This is a genomic window from Bradyrhizobium sp. URHA0013 (assembly GCF_000518345.1).
Taxonomy (GTDB): Bacteria; Pseudomonadota; Alphaproteobacteria; order Rhizobiales; family Xanthobacteraceae; genus Bradyrhizobium.
Genome location: NZ_JADK01000003.1, coordinates 502,952 through 526,714 on the forward strand (window position 1 = coordinate 502,952; position 23,763 = coordinate 526,714).

The 23,763-nt window shown below is 64.9% G+C and carries 24 protein-coding genes and 1 riboswitch; of the genes, 10 read left to right on the forward strand and 14 right to left on the reverse strand.

What is annotated here, in order from left to right; translation table 11 throughout:
• Positions 1-26: 26 nt before the first annotated feature.
• Positions 27-890 carry an alpha/beta fold hydrolase gene (locus N551_RS0102475; RefSeq protein WP_027565597.1) on the forward strand — a complete coding sequence of 288 codons (864 nt, stop codon included), beginning with the start codon at positions 27-29 and terminating at the stop codon, positions 888-890.
• A 51-nt stretch (positions 891-941) separates the two neighbouring features.
• Here the strand turns inward: N551_RS0102475 and metW are convergent, their stop codons facing one another.
• Together metW and N551_RS0102485 are read right to left on the reverse strand one after the other, a co-directional pair.
• A complete protein-coding gene (gene metW, locus N551_RS0102480; RefSeq protein ID WP_007597293.1) occupies positions 942-1,604 on the reverse strand; it encodes a methionine biosynthesis protein MetW in 663 nt (220 codons plus the stop codon).
• 13 nt (positions 1,605-1,617) lie between these two features.
• Positions 1,618-2,820 carry a homoserine O-acetyltransferase gene (locus tag N551_RS0102485; RefSeq protein WP_027565598.1) on the reverse strand — a complete coding sequence of 401 codons (1,203 nt, stop codon included), beginning with the start codon at positions 2,818-2,820 and terminating at the stop codon, positions 1,618-1,620.
• A 90-nt stretch (positions 2,821-2,910) separates the two neighbouring features.
• Positions 2,911-2,990, reverse strand: a riboswitch (SAM riboswitch).
• Positions 2,991-3,193: 203 nt separating this feature from the next.
• Here N551_RS0102485 and N551_RS0102490 point away from each other — a divergent pair.
• The 3 genes from N551_RS0102490 to N551_RS0102500 are packed head-to-tail and all read left to right on the forward strand — an operon-like array spanning position 3,194 to position 6,106.
• On the forward strand, positions 3,194-4,042 hold the full coding sequence (locus tag N551_RS0102490; protein ID WP_027565599.1) for a chorismate mutase: 849 nt from the start codon (positions 3,194-3,196) through the stop codon (positions 4,040-4,042).
• Positions 4,043-4,076: 34 nt separating this feature from the next.
• The gene (hisC, locus tag N551_RS0102495) at positions 4,077-5,171 is read left to right on the forward strand and encodes a histidinol-phosphate transaminase (protein WP_027565600.1); all 1,095 of its coding nucleotides are present in this window, start codon (positions 4,077-4,079) and stop codon (positions 5,169-5,171) included.
• Positions 5,168-6,106 carry a prephenate/arogenate dehydrogenase family protein gene (locus N551_RS0102500; protein ID WP_027565601.1) on the forward strand — a complete coding sequence of 313 codons (939 nt, stop codon included), beginning with the start codon at positions 5,168-5,170 and terminating at the stop codon, positions 6,104-6,106. The genes hisC and N551_RS0102500 overlap by 4 nt, the downstream gene beginning before the upstream one ends.
• 114 nt (positions 6,107-6,220) lie before the next feature.
• Here N551_RS0102500 and N551_RS0102505 read toward each other — a convergent pair whose 3' ends face one another.
• From N551_RS0102505 to N551_RS0102520, 4 genes are all read right to left on the reverse strand, one after another.
• Entirely contained in the window at positions 6,221-7,789 is a 1,569-nt protein-coding gene (locus N551_RS0102505) for a hypothetical protein (RefSeq protein WP_197031096.1), read from the reverse strand.
• A 278-nt stretch (positions 7,790-8,067) separates the two neighbouring features.
• The gene (locus tag N551_RS0102510; RefSeq protein ID WP_027565603.1) at positions 8,068-8,295 is read right to left on the reverse strand and encodes a hypothetical protein; all 228 of its coding nucleotides are present in this window, start codon (positions 8,293-8,295) and stop codon (positions 8,068-8,070) included.
• 191 nt (positions 8,296-8,486) lie between these two features.
• Positions 8,487-9,809, reverse strand: coding sequence for a GDSL-type esterase/lipase family protein (locus N551_RS0102515; RefSeq protein WP_245287720.1), 1,323 nt, complete (start codon positions 9,807-9,809; stop codon positions 8,487-8,489).
• Between the two features lie 259 nt (positions 9,810-10,068).
• Positions 10,069-11,253 (reverse strand): DUF2125 domain-containing protein, encoded by a 1,185-nt coding sequence (locus tag N551_RS0102520; RefSeq protein WP_027565605.1) that lies wholly within the window; start codon positions 11,251-11,253, stop codon positions 10,069-10,071.
• 110 nt (positions 11,254-11,363) lie between these two features.
• Here N551_RS0102520 and N551_RS0102525 point away from each other — a divergent pair, with 110 nt between their 5' ends.
• Positions 11,364-11,975: a gamma-glutamylcyclotransferase gene (locus tag N551_RS0102525; protein ID WP_027565606.1), complete on the forward strand. Its 612-nt coding sequence runs from the start codon at positions 11,364-11,366 to the stop codon at positions 11,973-11,975.
• Here the strand turns inward: N551_RS0102525 and N551_RS0102530 are convergent.
• The 4 genes from N551_RS0102530 to ftsE all read right to left on the reverse strand — a co-directional run bounded on the left by N551_RS0102530 (position 11,972) and on the right by ftsE (position 15,176).
• Positions 11,972-12,745: a 1-acyl-sn-glycerol-3-phosphate acyltransferase gene (locus N551_RS0102530; RefSeq protein WP_027565607.1), complete on the reverse strand. Its 774-nt coding sequence runs from the start codon at positions 12,743-12,745 to the stop codon at positions 11,972-11,974. The genes N551_RS0102525 and N551_RS0102530 overlap by 4 nt on opposite strands.
• Before the next feature lie 32 nt (positions 12,746-12,777).
• Positions 12,778-13,482 carry a YdcF family protein gene (locus N551_RS0102535; RefSeq protein WP_027565608.1) on the reverse strand — a complete coding sequence of 235 codons (705 nt, stop codon included), beginning with the start codon at positions 13,480-13,482 and terminating at the stop codon, positions 12,778-12,780.
• Positions 13,483-13,555: 73 nt separating this feature from the next.
• Positions 13,556-14,524: an ABC transporter permease gene (locus N551_RS0102540; RefSeq protein ID WP_027514144.1), complete on the reverse strand. Its 969-nt coding sequence runs from the start codon at positions 14,522-14,524 to the stop codon at positions 13,556-13,558.
• The gene (gene ftsE, locus N551_RS0102545; RefSeq protein ID WP_008135325.1) at positions 14,517-15,176 is read right to left on the reverse strand and encodes a cell division ATP-binding protein FtsE; all 660 of its coding nucleotides are present in this window, start codon (positions 15,174-15,176) and stop codon (positions 14,517-14,519) included. Before ftsE ends, N551_RS0102540 begins: the two co-directional genes overlap by 8 nt.
• 191 nt (positions 15,177-15,367) lie before the next feature.
• Between ftsE and N551_RS0102550 the strand changes: the two genes are divergently transcribed.
• Both N551_RS0102550 and N551_RS0102555 read left to right on the forward strand, forming a co-directional pair.
• Complete coding sequence (locus N551_RS0102550; RefSeq protein ID WP_027565609.1) at positions 15,368-16,249, forward strand: MJ0042-type zinc finger domain-containing protein; 882 nt, start codon at positions 15,368-15,370, stop codon at positions 16,247-16,249.
• A 59-nt stretch (positions 16,250-16,308) separates the two neighbouring features.
• Positions 16,309-16,683: a response regulator gene (locus N551_RS0102555; protein ID WP_027565610.1), complete on the forward strand. Its 375-nt coding sequence runs from the start codon at positions 16,309-16,311 to the stop codon at positions 16,681-16,683.
• Positions 16,684-16,819: 136 nt separating this feature from the next.
• On the opposite strand, the gene N551_RS0102560 is transcribed toward N551_RS0102555, so the two are convergent.
• Both N551_RS0102560 and N551_RS0102565 read right to left on the reverse strand, forming a co-directional pair.
• Complete coding sequence (locus N551_RS0102560; RefSeq protein WP_027565611.1) at positions 16,820-17,980, reverse strand: DUF4175 family protein; 1,161 nt, start codon at positions 17,978-17,980, stop codon at positions 16,820-16,822.
• Positions 17,968-19,902 (reverse strand): TIGR02302 family protein, encoded by a 1,935-nt coding sequence (locus N551_RS0102565; protein WP_027565612.1) that lies wholly within the window; start codon positions 19,900-19,902, stop codon positions 17,968-17,970. The genes N551_RS0102560 and N551_RS0102565 overlap by 13 nt, the downstream gene beginning before the upstream one ends.
• Before the next feature lie 166 nt (positions 19,903-20,068).
• On the opposite strand from N551_RS0102565, the gene N551_RS0102570 reads away from it, so the two are divergent.
• Positions 20,069-20,452, forward strand: coding sequence for a carboxymuconolactone decarboxylase family protein (locus N551_RS0102570; RefSeq protein ID WP_027514149.1), 384 nt, complete (start codon positions 20,069-20,071; stop codon positions 20,450-20,452).
• A 132-nt stretch (positions 20,453-20,584) separates the two neighbouring features.
• Positions 20,585-21,481 carry an NAD(P)-dependent oxidoreductase gene (locus N551_RS0102575; RefSeq protein ID WP_027565613.1) on the forward strand — a complete coding sequence of 299 codons (897 nt, stop codon included), beginning with the start codon at positions 20,585-20,587 and terminating at the stop codon, positions 21,479-21,481.
• A gap of 402 nt (positions 21,482-21,883) precedes the next feature.
• On the opposite strand, the gene N551_RS0102585 is transcribed toward N551_RS0102575, so the two are convergent.
• Entirely contained in the window at positions 21,884-22,210 is a 327-nt protein-coding gene (locus N551_RS0102585) for a DUF1330 domain-containing protein (protein WP_027565614.1), read from the reverse strand.
• A gap of 134 nt (positions 22,211-22,344) precedes the next feature.
• Entirely contained in the window at positions 22,345-23,043 is a 699-nt protein-coding gene (locus N551_RS0102590) for a helix-turn-helix domain-containing protein (protein ID WP_027565615.1), read from the reverse strand.
• Between the two features lie 182 nt (positions 23,044-23,225).
• Between N551_RS0102590 and N551_RS0102595 the strand changes: the two genes are divergently transcribed.
• Positions 23,226-23,744 (forward strand): SRPBCC family protein, encoded by a 519-nt coding sequence (locus N551_RS0102595; protein ID WP_027565616.1) that lies wholly within the window; start codon positions 23,226-23,228, stop codon positions 23,742-23,744.
• The last annotated feature ends 19 nt before the right edge of the window (positions 23,745-23,763 follow it).

Below are 23,763 nucleotides of genomic sequence, written 5' to 3' on the forward strand. Positions count from 1 at the left end.
CGCAGCCACCTCAGGGAGAAAACCGGATGCCTCACGCCCTCACGAAGGACAATTGTCGCCTCTATTTCGAAGAAGCAGGCACCGGCACGCCGATTATTTTTCTGCACGAATTCGCGGCCGACTACACCAATTGGGAGCCGCAGATGCGCTACTTTTCGCGCGGCCATCGCTGCATCACCTATTCGGCGCGCGGCTACACGCCATCGGACGTGCCTGATGGCGAGGTCTACGGCTACACGCATTTCTATACCGATGCGCTCGCGGTGCTCGATCATCTGAAGATCGATCGCGCGCACTTCGTCGGTCTCTCGATGGGCGCCTATTCGTCGCTCCAGATCGGGCTCAACGCGCCCCAACGTGCGCTGTCGATGACGCTCGCCGGCGTCGGCTCAGGCTCGGAGATCGAGAACCTCGACGCCTGGCGCAAGCAGTGCCGCGCCAACGCGGAGCAATTCGAGATGCTCGGCTCAGCCGAAGTCGCAAAAATCACGCGCGAGGCGCCGAGCCGGATTCCCTTCCTGGTGAAGGACCCGCGCGGCCACGCCGATTTCTATGCCGCCCTGGCGCGGCACGACGCCAAGGGATCGGCGCGGACGATGCGTGGCTTCCAGGCCGGCCGTCCCTCGATCTTTACGATGACGGACGCGATCAGAGCGGCCACGACGCCGGCACTCATCATCTGCGGCGACGAGGACGATCCGTGCGTGGGCGCAAGCCTGTTCCTGAAGAAGCATCTGCCTGCGGCAGGGCTCTCCATGTTTCCGAAGTCCGGCCACGTCCTCAATCTCGAAGAGCCAGCGCTGTTCAACGAAACTGTGGAACGGTTCGTCACGCTGGTGGAAGCGGGAAGATGGCCGGTGCGCGACCCGAGGTCACTGGCGGCGCATTAGCGCGAAGGCGTCACCAGGTACTGCGTCGCGTAGATGGGGTAACGGGCCGGCCTACTTCCTGCCGCCCCGCGTCAGCAGAAACACGCCCTGCTCGCCGAACAGATTCCACACCCACCAGGGCATCCGCAGCCGCAGCGGACGGCCGTAGAGGTCGAGCGCCTCGGCACGTTCCATCTTGACGTCGATCGCATCGCAGAGCTCGACGAAATCCTTGATAGTGCAGAAATGGATGTTGGCGGTGTCATACCAGCTTGCCGGCAGGTTCTCCGTGCGCGGCATGTGGCCGCCGATCAGGAGCTGGAGCCGCATCTTCCAGAAGCCGAAATTCGGGAACGACACGATGGCGCGGCGGCCGATGCGCAAGAGATTCTCGAGCACGACCTTGGGCTGCCGCGTCGCCTGCAAGGTTTGCGACAGGATCACGTAGTCAAAGGCGTCATCCGGATAATTCACGAGGTCGGTGTCGGCATCGCCCTGCACCACCGCAAGACCCTTGGCGACGCAGCGGTTGACGCCCTCGCGCGACAGCTCGATGCCGCGGCCGTCGATGCCGCGGGTTTCCAGCAGCTGGAGCAGGTCGCCTTCGCCACACCCGACGTCGAGCACCTTCGAGCCCGGCTTGACCATCTCGGCCACCAGCACATGGTCGGCGCGAAAATCACCGGGCTGCCCGGTCGCAAGGCCGCCCAGCGGCAGCGCTTCCTGTACAGACATGACTAGCCGTCCTTTAAGCTTTCTTGGCGGTGAGCCCGCGCGCCTTGCCTGCCGACTGCAGGAACGCACGGCCGATGTCGAAGAACTCGGGCACGTCGAGGAGGAACGCGTCGTGACCGCGATCGGTCTCGATCTCGGCGAACGACACCCGCGCGCTCGACGCATTCAACGCGTGCACCAGTGCGCGCGATTCCGAGGTCGGGAACAGCCAGTCGCTGGTGAAGGAGACCACGCAGAACCGGGTCTGGATTCCCGCGAACGCCTTCGCCAGCACGCCGCCATGGTCGCCGGCGATGTCGAAATAATCCATCGCGCGGGTCAGATAGAGATAGGAGTTGGCATCGAAGCGTTCGACAAAGGACGAGCCCTGGTAGCGCAGGTAGGACTCGACCTGGAAGTCGGCGTCGAACGAGAAGGTCGGCAGCTCGCGGTCCTGCATCCGCCGTCCGAATTTGCGATGCAGCGCGGCGTCGGAGAGATAGGTGATGTGCGCCGCCATCCGGGCAACAGCGAGCCCACGATGCGGATGGATACCTTGATCGGCATAGCCGCCATGGTGCCAGTCGGGATCGGCCATCACCGCCTGGCGGCCAAGCTCGTGGAACGCGATGTTCTGCGCCGAATGTCGTGTCGAGCAGGCGATCGCCAGCGCGGAGAACACCCGGCTCGGATACGCCGCCGTCCATTGCAGCACTTGCATGCCGCCCATCGAGCCGCCGACGACTGCGAACAGCGTGTCGATGCCGAGCCGGTCGATCAGCATCGCCTGCGCGCGCACCATGTCGGGGATGGTGATGACGGGGAAATCGAGGCCCCAAACCTTGCCGGTCGCCGGATTGATCGAAGCCGGACCGGTCGAGCCCATGCAGCCGCCGATCACGTTGGAGCAGATGATAAAATACTCGCTGGGATCGAGCGGTCGGCCCGAGCCGACCAAAGTCTCCCACCAGCCGGGCTTGCCGGTGACAGGGTGCACATTGGCGACGTGCTGGTCGCCGGTCAACGCATGGCAGATCAGGATCGCGTTGGAGCGATCGGCATTCAGCTCGCCATAGGTCTGGTAGGCGATCTGGAACGGGCTGAGATCGACACCGCAATCGAGCCGCAGCGGCTGTTCCAAGCCAAACTGCGCGACGTGCGAACTCGGATGATCCACCTCGTGCGACCGCTCGTCGGCGGTGATCGCGGGACTCGGAATTGACTGGACGCCAACCATCTGACCATCGACCTCGTTTGCGGTCGTCGTGGTGACCGCATTGACATCAGGCCATGAAAAACCCGGCCTGAACGATAGGTTCGGCCGGGATCGAAAGCGTCCCCGGCCTGTTTAGCGAGTTTTTTAACGTGGCTGCAAGCCGGCCGGCTCAAATGACCACGGAACGGGTAAAAACTACCGTCTTGGACGGTTTTCGTCAAGTCACGGCCCGGATCAGCCAAATTCGCTGTCGCGCCACGGGCGGAAAGGGCCCGATTTCCCTTTGCATTTCTCTTTGCTTTCGCAGCCCCGACTGCCTAATCAGGATATCCATCAGAGCGGTGACGGCTCGACTGATCCGCATTGGAACGCCTCTCAACAGCACCTGTCAGACATGTCCCAACGTCCCCCCGCGCCACCATCACTCCAGGAATTGCGCAAGGAGATCGACGCGATCGACGAGGGCATGCATCGCCTGCTGATGCAACGCGGCGACATCATCGACCGCCTGATCCAGGTGAAGCAGACCCAGGAGGTCGGCTCGGCGTTCCGCCCGGCACGTGAGGCCTCCATGATGCGCGACCTCGTGCAGCGTCATCGCGGCATCCTGCCGCTCGATACGGTCGAGAGCATCTGGCGCGTCATCATCGCGACCTTCACCTATGTCCAGGCCCCGTTCTCGGTGCACGCCGACATCTCGGCGAGCGAGCCGGCCATGCGCGATTCCGCGCGATTCCATTTCGGCTTCACGGTGCCTTACGTCGCGCATTTCAGCGCGCAGGCGGCGGTCGAGGCCGTCGCGAAGTCCAAGGGCGATCTGGCGCTGGTCTCGGCGACTTCGAGCCGCACGCCGTGGTGGCTGTCGCTGGAAGAAGCCGGCGCGCCAAAGATCATCGCGCGGCTGCCCTTTGTCGAGCGCGCCGACCATCCGGCGGCGTTGCCCGTGTTCGCGGTCTCGCGCGTCGCCGACAGCGCCCTGGTGACGGAGGTCGAGACCTTCAGCGTCCGCGTCTCTGGGTGGAATGCGGAGGTCGCGCGCGCCCTGTCGCCGCTCGCCGAGATCGTGGCGGTGCCCGACACCGCCTTCGACGGTGCCGCGCTGCTGGTCTCGGTCACCGCGACAAGCAACATCGACAAGATCAAGGCTGCCCTGATCGAAGCGGGGGCCTCGGTGCGCTCCACGGCCCTCGTCGGCAGCCACGCAACGCGCTATACGGTGCCCCCGACCGGGTCGAAATCGTAAGTCGCGAACCGCTTAAGCCAGTCCGGAGTTGAAGATGTCCCGCCCCGTGCCGAATCCCGGCATTCTCGATATTGCGCCCTACACGCCCGGCAAGACTCCAGTGGCAGAGCCCGGCCGCAAGGTGTTCAAGCTCTCGGCCAACGAGACGCCGTTCGGGCCCTCGCCGAAGGCGATCGAGGCGTTCAAGCAGGTGGCGGATCATCTGGAAGACTATCCGGAAGGAACCTCGCGCGTGCTGCGCGAAGCGATCGGGCGCACCTTCGGGCTCGATCCCAACCGCATCATCTGCGGCGCCGGCTCGGACGAGATCCTCAACCTGCTCGCCCACGCCTATCTCAGCCATGGCGACGAGGCGATCTCGACCACTCACGGCTTCCTGGTCTACCCGATCGCAACCATGGCGGTCGGCGCGAAGAACGTGGTTGCCGCCGAAAAGGACCTAACCGCGGATGTCGACACGATCCTGAAGGCCGTCACGCCGCGCACAAAACTGGTCTGGCTCGCCAACCCCAACAACCCGACCGGCACCTATCTGCCGTTCGACGAGGTCAAGCGCCTGCGCGCCGGCCTGCCCTCGCACGTGCTGCTGGTGGTGGATGCAGCCTATTGCGACTACGTCTCGCGCAACGATTACGAGATGGGGATCGAGCTGGTCGCGACCACCGAAAACACGGTGGTGACCCACACCTTCTCCAAGATCCATGGTCTCGCGGCGCTACGCATCGGCTGGATGTTCGGCCCCGAGCACATCATCGATGCGGTCAACCGCATCCGCGGTCCCTTCAACGTGTCGACGCCGGCCATGTACGCCGCCGTTGCCGCGATCGAGGACACCGCGCACCAGGCGATGTCGAAGCAATTCACCGAGACCTGGCGCAACTGGCTCGCTGAGGAGATCGGCAAGCTCGGGCTGAAGGTGACGCCGAGCGTCGCCAATTTCGTGCTGATCCACTTCCCCACCGAGGGCAAGACCTCGGACGCAGCCGACGCCTTCCTCACCAGGCGCGGGCTGGTGCTGCGCGGCTTGAAGAACTACGGCCTGCCGCATTCGCTGCGCATGACCATTGGCACCGAGGAGGCCAACCGCCTCGTCGTCGAGGGCCTGCGCGACTTCATGGCCGGACGATGAGCGCGACCCCGCACTTCCAGCGCGTCGCGCTGATCGGCTTCGGCCTGATCGGCGGCTCAATCGCGCGCGCCGCGAAGCTCCAGGGCCTGGCTTCCGAGATCGTCACCACCGCGCGCTCGGAGAAGACGCGCGCACGCGTGATGGAGCTCGGCATCGTCGATCAGGTCGTGGCGACCAATGCAGAAGCCGTGAAGGACGCCGATCTCGTTATCCTCTGCATTCCCGTCGGCGCCTGCGGCCCGGTGGCGCAGGAGATCGCCCCGCATCTCAAGCCCGGCGCGATCATCTCCGACGTCGGCTCGGTCAAGGGCGCTATCGTCAGGGATATGGCGCCGCATCTGCCGAAAGGTATCCATTTCGTGCCGGCGCATCCCGTCGCAGGCACCGAGCATTCGGGCCCCGATTCCGGCTTCGCCGAACTCTTCATCAACCGCTGGTGCATCCTCACCCCGCCGGAGGGCGTTGATGCGGCGGCCACCGATCGCCTGCGTGCGTTCTGGGCGGCGATGGGCGCCAAGGTCGAAATCATGACGCCGGATCATCATGATCTCGTGCTCGCGATCACCAGCCATCTGCCGCATCTGATCGCCTACACCATCGTCGGCACCGCCGACGAGCTGGCGCAGGTGACGGAGTCCGAGGTCATCAAGTTCTCCGCCGGCGGCTTTCGCGACTTCACGCGCATCGCGGCATCCGATCCGACGATGTGGCGCGACGTCTTCCTCGCCAACAAGGAAGCCGTGCTGGAGATGCTCGGCACCTTCACCGAGGATCTGGCAAAGCTCACCCGCGCGATCCGCCGCGGCGACGGCGAGGCACTGTTCGACCACTTCACCCGCACCCGCGCCATCCGCCGCGGCATCGTCGAAATCGGCCAGGACTCGGCCGCGCCCGACTTCGGCCGGCCGCACGCGCAGCTCGGCAACAAGCCGTAGCACTGAAGTAGCCCGGATGGAGCGCAAGCGTAATCCGGGACCTCCGTCGCTTGAGACAGGATTCCCGGATTGCGCTTCGCACCATCCAGGCTACGAGCCCGCGTGGCTCCGTGACTAGAACGGATAGTACCGGATCTGCGTCATGACGACGTTATCATCTGTCTTCGGCGCACCGCCGACGCCCGCGAACGCGAACCGCTGCGTGTAGGAATATTGCAGGCCGGCTTTGAGCGTGCCGTAACTGCCCTGGTAGATTGTGTCGTAGACTCCCGCCGTGATCTGCCGGACCTCCCTGGTGTTGCCGTTGCAGGTCGCGGCCGGCGAGTTCTCGGTCAAGCAGCCGGTGTTGTTGTAGAGCGGATTGCCGTAGCCGAAGGGCACCGTTCCAACATTGGCGAAATTCGCCTTGGCCTTTTCGAGGCCTGCATAGGAGTAGACATCGAGGCTGGGGGTCGCGTGCCAGATCAGGCCGACGGCGGCCGCCGTGATCGTCAGCGGGAGGATGGTGCCGTCCTGCGCCACCGCCGCGTCGGGGAACGGCGTTGCCGTGAAGCGGCCGAGCACGCCGTGCGAGCCATAGAGCTGAAGATCGAGGGTTTTCGGAATCAGCTCGGCGAGGATGTGACCGCCGAAGCTTCCGGTGTCGTAGGTGTGGTTGGCGTTGTTGAAGCGGTCGAACAGCTGGCGGTAGAGCGCCCACGCCTCGACATGCAGCTTGGTGGGCCCGAGCCGTGGGTCCCACGCTGCCTTGACGGTGATGTCGGGCACCTGATTCAGACTGACATTGTTGAGGTTGTTGAAGAAGCTGCCGCCGGGACCGGTCAGATTGACCTGAAGGTTCGGGTTCAGCACGCCCTGTGGTCCGATGGCGGGTGTGCCGACGGCCGGGACGTTGCCGCCGAAGAACGCGGTCTGGGCATTCTCGACCGAGGCAGCCAGCTTGAACTCCGGTCCGATGTCCTGCCAGACGCGCAGCCCGGGCTGCCGTGCCGCAAGAAATCCCGGAACGGATTCGAAGTCGATCACGCCGGGCGCGTCGACGCCTCGAGGATCGATGCCGGACTTGGTCGGCGCGTTGAGCGACCAGGATTGCCCGGCGAGGAAGTGTAGACCGAGATCGCTGCGGTCGACCTCGAGGCTGAGCTGCCGCATGCGCGGATTGAACGAGTTGGTCGCAACCGAGCTCGCCGTCTGAGCCGCACCTTCGAAATCGATCTCGCCATAGCCCGCGAGGTGCGTGTCGGCATCGGCATTGCCCTCGGCCAGCGCCGAGAACCTGCTCTGCCGCGCGGAGAAGCGCGTTTCCGGAATGTTGAAGTTGCGGCTCTGCTGATAGGGGATGAAGTTGTAGACCGAGCCGGTATCGGAGGCGAGATTGCGCGAGCGGTAGATACCGGTGAGATCGACCCAGCCACCGAAGGTCAAAGTCACGCCCTTGTAGCAGACCTTGCCGGCCGCACATGGATCGGCGGCGAGCGCCTTGTAACTTGCCGGCAACTGAACGGCCTTCGCCTGCGCTTCAACCTGCCGCGTCTTGCGCGCCTCCGAGTCCACGCGTTGCTGCAGCTCCTTCAGCTTGGCCTTCAGCGACTGGATTTCGGTTGTGACATTGTCGTCGGCACGCGCCTGCCCGGAACAGGCAGCGAGAATACCCAGCATCAGTCCGCAATTGATGATCCGCACTTGAAGCTTCCTCCATTTGGGAAGTGGATTGGATTCCGCGCGCCGTCTCCGGCGCATGCATGCTTCCCTGGTGTGGAGTGATTTGAATGCGGCTGCGATTATTCGCGGCGCCGTGCATCTTCTGCATCACGTTTTCCTGACGATCCTGTTCGGAATATTTTCGTTGGCTGCCGATCCGCACGCGCGATTGTCCAAAGCCACGTTCAAGGCAACGCGCATTGGGCCCGGCCGGGACATGACCGGGCCCAGTTCGCGACGGGCAAGTGGTGGGACGGCGGCTATTTGCCCTTGGTCGCGCGCATCACCGTTGGGCGCGGTGATTTCGGCGAGGGGACGAATGCCATCGTCTCCCGCGTCGTGGGATTCGAGATGTTGCGATCACCATTCGGATACATCGAGGCGTATGCGGCCGGCTCCTGCGACTGCCATTGCCACTGCGCGAAGGCGGGCGTCGCGATCGCGGCCGAGATGGCGACGACGGCAACGAACAGTTTGGACTTAATCATGATTATCTCTCCTGCCTGGGGCGACCGCATCATCGTGCGGCCGACATGGAGAGAGAGCGGAGTTTGCGGCTCCGCATTCCCGGCGGGTCATCACGATCCGGCGAAGCGGTCGTGAGTTCAGCTCGTAACCGCATGGAGGGAGTTACGACAGCTGAGGGCGACGAACGGAGAGAGGCGACTCTGAATTCACCCTACTGCTTCGCGCTGCGACCAATCTTTCCCGGCTTGAACAGATCGAGGTCGATGGCCTGTCCCATCGCCAGATATCCGGTGCGGTTGGGATGAAGCTTGTCGCCGGCGCCGCCCGTCGTGCTTTCGGGAACGAACTCCGGCTTGAGGCCACCCGAGGCCGGATCGAGCGTTGCCCGATCGAAATCGACCACACCGTCGAATGTCCCCGAGCTACGGATGAATACGTTGAGCGCCTTGCGCTTGTCATCCTGCTCGGGAAAACCATGTGCCGCGCTGCTGCTGCCTAATGCCGAAACGACGGTGGCGCCAATGATCCGGGCTTGCGGCCATTTCGCACGTAGCCTCGCGACGCCGTCCTTCATCGCGGCAATGACCTGGTCGGCCGTGAAATTTCCGTTCTTGCTGAAATCGTTGATGCCTTCCAGCCAGATCAGGCTGGATATGCCGGACAGCGTCAGCACGTCGCGATCGAGCCGCTGGCCCGAAGCGGGGCCACCCGCGTACGGTTTGTCGGGACCATATTCGGCGGGGCCTGCGATTTGGTTGCCACCGATGCCGCCATTCACGACGGCGACCTTGTTGCCGTAGACCGCCTTCAGGCGACGCGACAGCACGTTGGGCCAGCGATCGTCGCCGTTCATGGTTGAGGCGGTCCCGTCGGTAATCGAATCCCCAAACGCCATGATGGCGAAGGCATCGGCAGGCGCAGTCATCTCGATCGCATCGAGAAAGAACCACGACGCAGTCGCATAGGGGAAGGAAGCCTCGTCTTCGAGGGCGCCCTTCGCGCCGGCGCCCGGCGCACTGACATAGGAAGTGGTCAGCGCTTTGGCGTGCCAGGTCATCGGACCGCTCTGGCCGGCAACATGAAAACTGACCGCAAGCCGGCGGCCGGCGAGGTCATCGGGCCGCTTTGCAAACGGCAGCGCGATCGCATCGCTCCAGACCGAATTCCCCGGCGACACCGTAACGGAAGGCGTGCCAGCGAACGTAATGGGAGTGTTGGAGCCGCGGATCAACGCGGCACTACCCGACTGCAGGCCGACGTAAACGCCGTCAAACGTGACGGGTTTGGTGCCGAAGGCGTTGCTGAGCCGGATGCGGGCCTGACGGCCCCAGATATCCGGCCGCACGATCAGGCGAAAAGTCTGGTCCCGCGCACCGGCCGCAGGCTCGGGAAACGCGAATTTCTGTTCGGGCTGGGCAGACGGATTGCCGACGGGATATGGGCCCTGAACCGCGCCCGTCCAGGACACCACCCAATGTTCGCTGTCCCTGGCGGTTGCGGCCTGAAGCGAAGCGACGAGCAGCGATGCTGCCACGAGACAATTCAACGCGCGCATTGTTTCCCCCGAACCCCAGATAATCTGGGCGCGACTTTAGAGCCGGCAGTTGGTCTTCAATAGGGCGGCAGAACGCTACCTGTCGAGCCGCAACTGATACACTCCTCGCCCGACGCCGGAGAGGACCTCGCGGGTTGCAACACCGGCGCTAACAAGACGCTCCTCGGACCATCTGTTCACAGCTTCAAACGCGTCAGGCGGACCAAGCTGTCCGCCCGGCGACTTATGAATTCACGACCTAATACAGCGGCGGGATCTGGCCGACCTTGACCGGGCCGAGCAGCACGGCGCCGTCGACGAACTTCAGCGGGAAGCTGCGGGCCTTCCTACCTTCCAGCGTGCTCTCGGTGCCGATCGAATTGATGCCGGCGGCCACGCCGGCATTGGCGTTCTGCTTGATGACCTTGCCGAGGCCGGGAACGGCGCGGTCGAGCGCACCGAACAGATTGTTCAGGTCCTGCGACTTCACGCCGGGCGCGACGCGATCGAGGGTTGCCTGCGGCACCCCCTCCTCCAGCATCTTCTCGATGCCGAGCGCGGGGATCACGCGCTCGAGGCCCGTCACCGTCATCTGCAATTCGCCATCGAGACGGCCGTTAGCCGAGAGCCCGAGCGTGCCGGCCGCAACCGCGATCATCTCGCCCTGCTGGATCCGGGACTGCACGATCTCGATATGGCCGCCGGCGGCCTGGATCTCGCGGAAGCGCTGCGGCCACGGCTTTGGCGTGAGGTCGGACAGTCCGGTGATCTTCGCCCGCGTGTCGGCCTCGAACGGCTCGGCGAGCAGCGGATGAACGCCCTGAATACTGCCCTGCGCGATCTGGAGCACGGTCTCGATCACGGGATGATCGGACGGCGATCCATCCGCGAGGCGTCCATGCAGCTCGACCTGTTTCGCGCGCGCGAGCGGCACCTGCACGCTGCCGTCGACACGATTGACGGTCGGCTCCTCGAACACGATGGAGGCGCGCTCCGGCACGGCGGGCAGGCCGACCACGCTGCTGCGCCCCTTGCTCCAGTTCACCACGAAGGTGCTCTGCGTGACGCCGTCAGTGAGCGTCGCGGGTGCGGTGAATTCGGCGATGACGCGCTTGGGGTCGTAGACCTGGGCGACGACCAGGATGTTGTCGAGCTTCGCCGTGAACGGCGTCTTGCTGGCGTTCTGCGACACCAGGGCGACGCTGGCGCCAGAACACTGGACCTCGAAGCGGAAGGGGAAGCCCGCGATCGAGCGCTTGGCGCAATCATAGACGCGGCCGGATTTGGCCTCCTGCGCGCGCCAGGCATCGGCGGCGATTTCGGCCTGCGACGCCGCATAGAACCAGAAGCCGCTCCACGCCACCGCGAGGATCAGGAGGATGACAGGGGCGATGAAAAGGCCCCAGCGGGAGCGCCGGCGTGCGGCAACGGTCATATCGGACATGCGGCGACCCTTTGACCCCTGATTTTGTCAAATGTAAGCGAGGTTGGCTTGCTCCGAAAGGCGGAGAATTCGCTTCGCTTGGGGGCGCGGTTCTGGTAGCCGTGCCCGAAATGTCGGAAATCACCCTCCCCTCCGTCACCACTGCCAAAGGCGACCTCTGGGTGTTCGGTTACGGCTCGCTGATGTGGCGGCCGGGCTTCGAATTCGAGGAGCGCGTCCCCGCGCGGCTGGTCGGCGAGCACCGCGCACTCTGCGTCTATTCCTTCGTGCACCGTGGCACGCCGGAGAAGCCGGGTCTGGTGCTCGGCCTCGACCGCGGCGGCGCCTGCCGCGGCATCGCCTTCCGCGTCGCCGAAAAGAACCGCGCCGACGTCGTGGCCTATTTGCGCGCGCGCGAGCAGGTGACGTCGGTCTATCGCGAAGTCATGCGCTCGGTGTGGCTGGAGAACGATGCGCGGCAGCGCGTCTCCGCGCTCGCCTATGTCGTCGATCGCGGCCATGTGCAATATGCCGGCCGGCTGTCGCTCACCGACCAGCATCGCCACGTGCTCCAGGGCCACGGCCAGTCCGGCGCCAACCGCGACTACGTGACCGCGACGGTGAAGGCGATCGAGGCCGAAGGCTTTCGCGACGCGCAGCTGCATCAGCTTGCCATAATGCTGCATGGGGATGCGCATTCTCCGCACGCCCCGGCCCCGGTGGACAATCGGGAAAACCGCTAGTTCTCCAACGGCGCATAGCTCGGCGCCGAGCCGATCAGCTGCTCCTGCTCCTTGCGACCCGCTTCGACGAGGCGGCCGGTCGCGTCTTCGATCGCCGTTTGCACGCGAGAGAGAAACTCGTCCTTGGGCAAGCCCGGCGGCAGCGGATCGAGGAACTCCACCACCAGCGTGCCGGGATAGCGCATGAAGGTGCGGCGCGGCCAGAACAGGCCGGAATTGAGCGCGATCGGCAGGCACGGCGCGCCGCAGGACGAATAGATCTGCGCGAAGCCGCTTTTGTAGTCCGGTGGCGCGCCCGGAGCGCGGCGCGTGCCTTCGGGAAAGATCACGAGCTGCCCGCCGCTGCGCACCGCCTCGCGCGCCCGCCGCGTCATGTCCAGCAGCGCCTTGACGCCGGCATTGCGGTCGATCGCGATCATCCCGGTCTTGACCAGGAACTGACCGAACACCGGGATCTGCATGAGCTGACGCTTAAGGATGAAAATCGGACGGTCGAAGAAGCCCGGCAAGACGAACGTCTCCCAGAACGACTGGTGCTTCGCCACGACGACCAATGGTCCCGTCGGAATCTTGTCGAGGCCGCGGAATTCCACCTTGATGTTGCAGACCGCCCGCATCAGGAACAGCGTCGCCTTCGCCCACCATTGCGCGACCGTGAGCATGGCGCGCGGCGGCAACGCGAAGGTCGGCAGCGCCACGATCGCGAGGCACACCAGCACGGTGTAGAACAGCACGTTGAAGACGAGCGATCGCAGGAAAATCAAGAACATCGAGGATCCGATCAATGCCGATCAGTTGCCGATCAATTGGCCTGTGCGGTGGCGGGCCGCTTCGGCTGCAGCCCGGAAGGCTGCTCCGACATCTCGGGCGAAAGGTCAATCCCGAAATCCTCCAGCCGCACCCTGAGCTCGGCCGCGATGTACTTGACATATTCCGACAGCAGCAGCCGCAAGGTGGACGACGAGGTCCACCACGGCTCCTCGCGCCATTTGTCGCCGACCACCACGAACGGGATCAGTGTCGTCTCCGGCATCGCATGCGAGAATTCCACCAGCGCGCGCGGCATGTGATAGTTCGAGGTGACCACGATCAGCGATTTGAAACCGCGTCCCGCGGCCCAGCGCCGCGCCTCCGCGGCATTGCCGCGGGTCGAAACCGCGGTGCGGTCGAGATCGACGCAGCAACGCATGAAGGACTGGTTCTCCGGCAACGTCCGGGAGATGTCGCTCGCCGTCGAGGTCGGGTGCACGCCGGAGATCAGGAGCCTCCTGCCGTAGCCGGCAGCGAGCAGCTCCATCGCATCCGACACCCGCGAGGAGCCGCCGGTCAGCACCACGATGCCGTCCGCCTTGCGGTCCGGCGCGATCTCGGCGCCGCGCAATTGCGACAGAAACGCGATGAAGCCCGCCGCCGCGGCGACGAAGGCGAGCGCAATCGTCGACATCACGGCCGCGCGCAGCCAGCCGCGCGGCAGTTTCGGCGATCGATCGTCGGTCGGCGCGGTCATGTGATGTCGGTGATCCCTTCCCAGAGATGATTTTAGGACGTTTTGAGGCGAAGTGGAGTCCGGTTTGTCGGCCTCAATCCACATCATTCAGCGTCGCGAACAGCGTCTGGCGCGAGGCGACCGCGGTGATGGCGCCGATCAGCACGGCCTGCACCGCGAGCACGATGTAGCCGGACGGCCGCAGCGAGAAGGTGCCGAGCAACGCGGCGAACTGGTCACCGACGGGGGTGCCGGAGAACCAGCCTGCAATCGACTCGGAGAAGCCGAACACCAGCATGGCGGCGCCGCCGCCGATCACGCCGCCCTCCAGCCCCAGCCTGAGGAAATGACGCAGGAAGCGGTTGGCGATATAGCGGTCGCCGGCGCCCACGAAATGCAGCACCTCGACGATCGGACGGTTCGCCGCCATGGCGCCCCGGGTCGCGAACGACACCGAGATGATGGTGGCGACGATGACGAGCGCGAGGATGCCGAGGCCGGCGAGCACGGTGGCGTTGGTCATCGAGCGCATGCGCTCGATCCAGGCGCGGTGATCGTCGACGCTGGCGCTTGGTGCCACCTGGGTCACGCGGGCGCGCAGAGCGCCGAGATCGAGCGCCGTGCCGGGCTGCACGCGCGCGATGATCATGCGCGGCACCGGCAGATCGTCCATCGACAGCCCGGTGCCGAGCCAGGGCTCGAGCAGCTTGCCGCTCTCGTCCTTCGTGAACGGCTTGACCTCGACGATGCCGGCTTGCGCGCGCATGGCCTCGGTCACCGCCGCGGTGTCGCGTTCGAGATCGCGGCCCGTCTGCGGGCGAACCTGGATGGTGATCTCGCTCGCGACATCCGACTGCCATTCGGCGGCGGAGGCGCTCACCAGCAGCACCGTGCCGGTCGTCATCGAGGCCAGGAAGGTCATGATGGCGACGACGGCGACGAGCGCGCGGCCGTGGATCGAGGCGCGCGGCACGATCGGCGACATATTGCGCGCCCGGGCCGGAAGCGGCGGCCCCTCCTGCCCGAGATCGACCAGCACGCCGCGCTCGTCGGGCCTACTCATAGACGTGCAGCCGTCCCTGGTGCAGCACGAAGCGTCGCGCCTCGTACTGGTCCATCAGGGCGATATCGTGGGTGGCGATGATGACGGCGGTGCCTGACTTGTTGAGCTCGATGAACAGCCGCAGCAGGCGGCGGCCAAGCGTCGGATCGACGCTGCCGGTCGGCTCGTCGGCCAGTAGCAGCTGCGGCCGCGAGATCACCGCGCGCGCGATTGCCGCGCGCTGCTTCTCGCCGCCGGACAGGATCGGCGGCAGCGCGTCCATGCGTTCGCCGAGCCCGACCCATTTCAGCAGATCGATGACCTCCTTGCGGTAGCTCGATTCGCTGCGGCCCATGACGCGGAACGGCAGCGCGACGTTCTCATAGGTGGTCATGTGGTCAAGCAGGCGGAAATCCTGGAGCACGATGCCGATGCGCTTGCGCAAGTCTGCGATCTCGTCCTTGCCCAGTTGCGAGATGTCGTGACCGAACAAATTGACGAGGCCGCGCGTCGGGCGATGCGACAGGAACAACAGGCGCAGCAATGAGGTCTTGCCGGCGCCGGACGGGCCGGTGAGAAATTGGAAGGAATGCGCCGGAATCTGGAAGTTGAGGTCGCGCAGGACCTCGGGCCCCAGGCCGTAACGCAATCCGACATTTTCGAACCGAACCAAGCTCAGCTCCGTTCGAGAGAGGCCGCGGGCCGCACGGCTGTGCTCCGCCCCACGCGATCAGCGGGTTTTGCGGCCGTTATGGTTTCCGGTTCGTTAACGGTCGTCCTGTAGCATAATTGGTAGCATCTTTCCCGCTCGGTTCTCCGCGACCGTGTCACCGTCACGACTTGGCCATGCATCAAGGCTCGTCCATGCATATCGTCTGCCCTCATTGTACGACATCCTACGCCATCAAGCCCGCGAGCCTTGGGGCGAATGGCCGGACCGTGCGCTGTTCCCGTTGCAAGGAAACCTGGGTCGCCCATGCCGAGGATGCCATCGAGGAGGCATCTGTCCCGGCCATGGCCGCGGCCAGCCGGGCCGACGACCAGTCCGATCTCGCCGAGCAGTGGAACTCCTATGCCCAGGACGACGGCGCCGATGACGCGCCTGTCGTTGACAGCCCCTCGATCGCCAGCGACTGGCCGGACCAGGAAGCCACCGACACCGAGGACGAATGGTCCGCGGCCGCCCGGTCCGTCGAGGAGGAAGTCGTCGGCGAGCAGCATCAATCCTGGTTCCGTGGCCTGTTCGGCCGCCGCCGCGGCGCCCGAGTGCGCCGTCCGATGGCCACCGCGGCCCCGCGAAAATCCCATTTCGGCCTGCCAACCGCCTGCGCCGCCATGGGCGCGCTGGTGCTGGCGCTGGTGATCTGGCGCGGCGATATGGTGCGGCTGCTGCCGCAGACGGCCGCCTTCTACAGGATGGTCGGCCTCGAAGTTAATCTGCGCGCACTGGCCTTCAAGGACGTCAAGCTCTCCAGCGAGACCGTGGACGGTAAGCAGGTGCTGGTGATCGAGGGCGTGATCGTGGGCCAGGGCAAGAAGCCGCTCGACATTCCCCGGTTGCGCTTCGCGGTGCGCGACGCGCAAGGCGCGGAAATCTACGCTTGGAACGCGGTTCTGGAACAGACCGTGCTACAGCCCGGCGAGCGCGCCGTCTTCCGCTCGCGTTTGGCCTCGCCGCCGCCGGAGGGCCGCAATATCGACGTTCGCTTCTTCAACCGGCGCGACATCGCCGGTGGCAGCGTATAATCGATTTCGCAGGTCTCGCAGGCAAAGTTGGTCGCGAGATTGATCCCAAGGTTGGTCTCATGTCCAAAATCCTGATTGCCGACGACGAGGATTCGATGCGCCAGCTGGTGGCGCGCGCCATCGCCATGGACGGCCACGAGACCGTCACTGCGCAAGACGGCGCCGAGGCGCTGGAAATCCTCACGCGCGCGGACGGCGGGTTCGACCTGCTGCTCACCGACATCCAGATGCCGGTGATGGACGGCATCGCGCTGGCGCTTTCCGTCGCACGCGACTTCCCCGATTTGACCATTCTGCTGATGACCGGCTTTGCCGACCAGCGCGAGCGCGCCTCGAACCTCAATGCGCTGGTGCATGACGTCGTGACCAAGCCATTCTCGGTCGCCGACATCCGCACGGCGGTGGCGGATGCGCTGGCGGCGAAGAAGGGGTAGCTGCGTCGGGGCGCCACGTATTCCGCTGTCATGCCCCGGCTCGACCGGGGCATCCAGTACGCCGCGGCCTCTCGATTGAATCACAACCGTCTCGGAGTACTGGATCGCCCGGTCAAGCCGGGCGATGACAGAGAACTCAAAAATCCTTCAGCAGCCGCTCGATGTAGTCGAGCTCGATCTGCGGGCGCGAGCTATCCCCCAAGCGGCGCCGGAGCTCCTCGAGAATGCGGCGGACGCGCTGGGCGTCGATCTCGCCGGGGATCTTGACCGTGTAGTCGTCGCTCAGATCGCGGCCGTGAAGGGGGCGACCGAGCGGATCGGTCTGATTGCCGCCGCTCTGCTGACGGCCGGGCCGGTTGCCGGGACCATCGCCCTGCCCGTCGCCATCGCCCTGCTGCATCGCCTCGGCCATCTTCTGCGCGCCCTTGCGCAAGGCCTCGAGCGCTTTCCCTTGCGCGTCCACGGCACCGTCCGAATTGCCTTCGCCGAGCTGCGAGCCGGCATCGCCCATGGCCCCGTCGGCGGCGTCCAGACTGCCGTCGTCATCGCCCTGGTCACCGTCCTGATCGCCATCCTGGCCCGGCTGTCCCTGCTCGCCCTGCTGACCCTTTTGCCCCTTCTGGCCCTGGCTCTTCTGGCCCTTTTGCCCCTTCTGCGCGAGGCCGCGCTTGGCGAGTTCGTCCTGGAGCTTCTTCAGCCGGTCGCGCAGCGACTGCTGATCCTGCTGGAGGTCCGACATCGATTGGTCGCCCTGCTGCTTGCCGCGCGAGCGCTCACGCCGGGAATCCTGCCCCTGCTTGAAAGTCTTGTCGCGCAATTGCTGCTGCTTGCGGATCATGTCGCTGAGCTCGTTGAGCGCCTGCTCCATGTCGCTGTCGCCGGATTGCCCGGGCTGCGCCATCTGGAGATTTTCCATGATCTGCGCGAGCTGCTCGAGCATGCGCTGGGCCGCTTCTTTATTGCCTTCGCGCGCGGCCTTCTCGATTTGCTTCAGCAATTCGTCCAGGTCGCGCTGCGTGATGACGGAACGATCGCGATTGGAGGATTGGCTCTTTTCCGTCGCGCGCTTGTATTCCTCGAGCTTCTGAATCGCATCGGATTGATTGTTCAGGCTCTTGCCGGATTCCTTCTGCCTGAGACTGTCGCCGGAATCCTGCATCGCCTTTTCAGCGCCATCGAGCAGAGCATCGACATCCTGATCCTGCTGGGCAGCCACGGGCGAGACGCCTCCCAACAGGAAGGCGAGGCAAGCGATCGAGATCGCCTTCAAGACTGGCACGCGTGCTAGCTTCCGCATTTACGGTCTCGCGTCGACTGGTTGGCCCCGTCGTTGCCCGCCTTCGCCCGGTTGTTCGCCGACTTGCGATAGGCCTGAAGCTGCTCGCGTAGCGCGTCCTGCTGCTTCGCCAGCTCTTCGAGCTGCTCGGGCGTGGCGTTCTGGGTCTTTTGTTTCAGCTCGACGGACTTGTCGAGGATGAGCTGAACCTCTGCCGGGAAAGGCTGCCGGGGTCCAAGCGGATTCTGCTCGGCGCGCCGGGCGAGATCGCGCACCTTGCCGGCCATCGCCTCGCGAAGCTTTTGCGTCAGCGCCTTGATCTCGTCCTCGCTGGCGCCGCGTTCCAGCGCCCGCTTGAGCGCGTCCTGGGCCGAACGCAGCGCGGCGTTGACGCTGCCGGCGACACCGTCGTCCTCGATGGTGACCGCGAACGCCCACATGCTTTTCACCACATCGCGCATCGCGTCGTCGGTGCGGGCGGCTTCCAGCTGCAGCGCCAGGCTGCGCAGGCCGAGATAGCAGCCCGCATCCGGCGTGAATAATTCGGGTGCGATCATCAGCGCGTCGAGCGCGGCGTAGACATCCGAATTCTTGTTGGCGTCGAGCGCGAGGATGCGGCGCTGCTCGACCAGCGCGCGCGCGAGCGAGTTGGTGAACAGCCGCTCGGGCAGGCGCATGTTGAAGGGCTCGCTCCTGGCCTCGTTGCCGGCCTCGTCCTTGGCGGTGAGGGTCAGCGTGACGTCGGCGCCGGCATAGGGATCCTCGCTGAGGTCCTTCACCGTCTGGCCGACGCCGTTTCGGGTGCGCGCATTCGGCAGCACGAGCGGGAATTGCGGAGGCTGGAATAGCGGCCGCGCGGCGGCCTGCTTGACGCCATCCTTGACGCCATCCTTGGCATCGACGGTACGCAGGCCGATTTGCGCGTCGGCTCCAGTGACGCCGTAATCGTCCTCGACCTTGTAAGTGAGCTGGAGTCCGCCACGGGCCTGGCGCTCGGGATCCTTGGCCAGCGCGATCGTCGGCGCGCGGTCCGGCGTTGCCGCAAACACCCATTGCGGCTGGCCGGAGGGAGCGCGGACATGCGCGGTGCCGTCGCCGCTGATGGCAAAATGCTTCTCGTTGGTACCCTTGGGCGCGGCTTCTGTGGGCGCGACTTCCTTGAGGCCGCCGGAGACGACAACATCAAGGCTGCCGCCGGAGGAGCGAACGATCAGGGTCGAGCCTGCGGGAACGGCAAGCGGCCCGCTGGCCGGCAGCGCCGCGGCCTCCTTGTTCGCCGCCGACAGGATGATTGGCGGCTTGCCGGTGTAGAGCGGTGGCGTGACCCAGGCATCGACGCGAACATTCGTCGGCGCCAGTACGCCGTTCCAGTGGAAGGCGGCCCTGAGCCGCATCGCACGCTCGTCGCCGGCGGCGAAGAAGGTCGCAACCAGCATCACCATGACCAGCGCGCGCAGCCCCCAGGGGTCATGCAGAGCGAGCCGGGGCTGCGGCAGACCGGCGCGGATGCGCTTGATCGAAGCCAGCGTGCGCTCGCGCTGCGCCCGCCACAAGGCCTGCGCAACCGGGTCCTGTGAGCTCAGCGTGTCCGTCAGCGTGGTGGCCGGCCGATGACGGATGCCAGAGCCGCGGTCGAGCCGGGCCAGAGCCTCCTCGCGGCTCGGCCATCGGAAGCGACTCATTGGGAACAGGACGGCAATCGCAACGCCGGCGAAAACGACAAGTCCGATGGCGCGGGCAATGGACGGCAGCGCCAGCCAGAGGCCGGCCCAGGACACCACCAGGAACAGACCGACGACGGTAAGAAGCCGCGCCAAATTTGGCCAGGCACGCTCCCACGCGATGGCATAAGTGGCCCGTTGCAGGGCTTGCGCCAGCTTCAGCCGCGACAGAGCGTCGCCATCGCGGATCGGGTCTGACGGGTCGGGGGTGACGCCGTTCAATCAACTCTCCAGGTTGCCCGGTAGAGAAGCGTACCACAACGGCAGCACTGAGGCATCCGTTCCTGTACGGGAGACACCCCTTTTCCCGCATAACACGAGGACGTGACTGGCCCGCCGCAACCCCGTAATTTCCGCGCCGCCATCCAAGGAAAAAGAAGGAAACGCCATGGACAAGAAGATGCACGACAAGGGCCTGGAAGTCCGCAAAGCGGTGCTCGGCGAGGCCTATGTCAACAACGCTCTGAAGAGCGTCGACGATTTCAACCGTCCGTTCCAGGAGATGCTCAACGAATATTGCTGGGGCACGGTGTGGGGCCGCGAGGAGCTGCCGCGCAAGACCCGCAGCATGCTCAACATCGCGATGATCGCGATCCTCAATCGTCAGCACGAATTCCGCGCGCATCTGAAGGGCGCACTCACCAACGGCGTCAGCCGCGACGAGATCCGCGAGATCCTGATGCAGGTCGCAATCTATGGTGGCATGCCGGCCGCGGTCGACAGTTTTCGGATCGCGCGCGAGGTGTTCGCGGAGATCGACGGCAAGGCGTGAGCTAGACTAACGCTCTTAACTCTATCGCTTCGTCATTGCGAGCGGAGCGAAGCAATCCAGAACCCCTCCGCGGCGACAGTCTGGATTGCTTCGTCGCTTCGCTCCTCGCAATGACAACGGGAAGGAAACACCATGGACATCGGATTCATCGGCCTCGGAAACATGGGTTTCCCGATGGCGCGGCGGCTGATCGAGGCCGGCAACCGGCTCGTCGTGTTCGACACGCGCCGGGAGGTCGTCGACAAGCTGGTGGCGCGCGGCGCCACTGCGGCGACGTCGCCGAAGGAGGTCGCCGACCAGGTCGAGACGGTCATGGCGAGCCTGCCCTCGCTGCAGGCTTCGCTCGCGGTTGCGACGGGGCCGAACGGCGTGATCGAGGGGAGCCGCGTCAAGCGCTTCATCGACCTCTCCACGGTCGGCTCCGCGATGGCGGTTAAGATTCACGGCCTGCTCGCCAAGCATGACATCGTGCAGATCGACTGCCCCGTCTCCGGCGGCGTCGGCGGCGCGGAGAAGGGCACGCTGGCGGTGATGGTCTCGGGGCCGAAGACCGAGTTCGATCTGCTCAAGCCCGCGCTCGACATCATCGGGAAAGTGTTCTTCATCGGCGAGAAGCCCGGCGCGGCGCAGACCATGAAGCTCGCAAACAACTTCTTGTCGGCCACCGCGATCGTGGCGACCTCGGAAGCGGTGGTGATGGGCGTCAAGGCGGGGCTCGATCCCGCCGTGATGATCGACGTCATCAATGCGGGCTCCGGCATGAACACCGCGAGCCGCGACAAGTTTCCGCGCTCGGTGCTGCCGCGCAGCTTCGACTTCGGCTTCGCCACGGGACTGATGGTGAAGGACGTGCGGCTGGCGCTGGAGGAGATGAAGCAGCTCGGCCTGTCGATGGAAGTCGCGGATGCGGTCGGGCGGTTGTGGGAGACGGTCATCAGCGCGGAAGGCGCCGAGTCCGATTTCACCGCGGCGATCAAGCCGATCGAGAAGAAAGCGGGCGTTGTGGTTGGCGGCAGGCCACCCAGCTAGCGCCAACACGAAAACGCAGCGCCGGCGACCGGCGCTGCGCAGTCCTCCTTGGATCGATCTGCTACGAGCGGCGTCTGCCAAGTTCCAGAAGGTCGATCGGCTGTTCCAGTTGAAGGGAGGCCGAGCCCCCGCTGCATTTGATATACTTCTCGTCGCACCTGCGCATGCACCGTCTCTCGCTCGAGCATTTCGCAGAGGTGTTGTTGCAGCTGACCCACGTAATGTCGCACCGTGTGACCCGGGCCGACGCGACGCCGGAAAGTCCGAGGAGGAAGGCTACGCTGCAAGCTACGAAAAGCATGCGAAGCAGGCCGGCGCCGGCGAGTGAATCGTTCATTCCAATCTCCTGTGTTGGCCGGGCAGGTCTGCGCCTGCGCGCCGAGTTTTTGACGAAGACGCAGTTCATGCCTTGGCGAGATAGGGGATCGTGCCGGCCAAGTCGGTATCGTCGATCAACTGGAAGCGGCTCTCGCTGCCGCCCCTGCGCGCTGCCGCGAAGCGGCTGTAGGCGGGATCAGTGACGAAGGACTCTGCTGCCTTCACCGTCGGAAACGACATGATCGCGATCAGGGAGGTGTCGAGAGGCGCACCTTCCAGCGTCTTCACATTGCCGCTGCGCGAGAGGTACTTGCCGCCGTGCTTGTGCACGAGGTCGTGAACGGAGGCCGCATAGTCCGGCACCCATTTTCCGTCGGTCACTTTGATGTCTGCGATCAGATAGGCTGTCATGCCGCGTCTCCTGGCTCGAGTTCAGCTCCGCTTTGATAGGGGCGGGCATCACTTGGGTGCCAGAACACGGCCGGGGCTCGCCAGTACGGGAACTGTAGCGGGCCGATACAAATACTGAATTGCGCCGCCCTGGATCAGCTCGCCAGCTTGCGTTCCTTGGCGAACGGGCTGAGGCCCAGCCAGCTTTGCATGGCCGCGGCAAGCTGCCGGTCGCCGGTGAGCAGCATCCGCCGACTTGCGACGGCCGCGCGCACGGTATCGAGTCCCATCCAGATCGCCGTCATGGTGCGCAGATCAACCGACACGTAAAGGTCAACATCGAAACCGGGATCAATCGAGCAGAGGTCGACACTGTCGTCGGGATCGACGATCAGCCACCACAATCGCTGAGTCGAAGGCAATTCCGGATACGCGAACTGCAGCACACTGCGGCGGGTCGGCATCGGCGTCGTGTTCAAATTCCGCCGCATGTCCCACATCAACAGCTGGACATCGAGATGCTGAAGGGACAGATCCGACTCGATGCGGCGCTGGCCCCAGATGCCGAACGCCTCGACGATGGGGCCGAGTTCGCGTCCGGCTGTGGTCAGCAGATATTCGGTGATACCGCGCTCGGAAGCCGATGCCCGGCGCGTAACGATGCCGGCGGCTTCGAGCTCCTTGAGACGTTGCGAGAGCAAGGCAGGCGACATCCGCGGAACGCCGCGGCGCAGCTCGTTGAAGCGCGTCGAGCCGGCAATGAGTTCGCGAAGGAGCACGACGGTCCAGCGCGTGCATAATATCTCGGCCGCCATCGCGACCGGACAGAACTGCCTGTAGCTGCCGATGGTCATGCGGGCCTCCGTCACAAGCGAAGGCGCAACCTTAAGGCCGCGGCGCTCGGCTTCCTAGTTCAGTTTCTGTATCAGCACCGATTCATTCTCTGAACTGGCCGCGGACCGTGGTGAGCGTCTATTCGACCGGCATTGGCAAGCCGGCCGCCGCCATCACGGCCCGCCGGACACAGGAGATTACCATGAAGAAATACGATTCAGCGGCTTCCAGATTGCTCGTTTCGGTTCGCAGCGCCGCGATTTGCACCCTCGGCCTGGGCGTCGGCGTCATGCCGACGTCCGCAGCCAATCTGACGAGGAGCATCGAGGTCAGCAGTGCTGCGGCCGAGGTGTGGTCCGTCATCGGGCCGTTCTGCGCGATCAAGGATTGGCTGCCGCCGGTTGGGCAGTGCATTGTGGACGGCAAGTCGCCGCCAACCCGCACGCTCGTCACCAAGGACGGCAAGGCTTCGTTCGTGGAGACGCAGACTGCGCGGAACGACAAAGACTACAGCTATTCCTACGCGTTCCTGTCGAGCCCACTGCCGGTGAGCCAGTACAAGTCGACCATCAAGGTCACGGCAAAGGGTGAAGGCGCGTCGGTGGTGACATGGACCGGCATCTACACGCCCGACCCGGGGCGAGAGAAGGAAGCGGTCGATGCCCTCGGCGGCGTCTATGATTCCGGCCTCGCCGCAATCAAGGACCGGTTCAAGAAGTAGGGGTCAATGCAGCGATGGG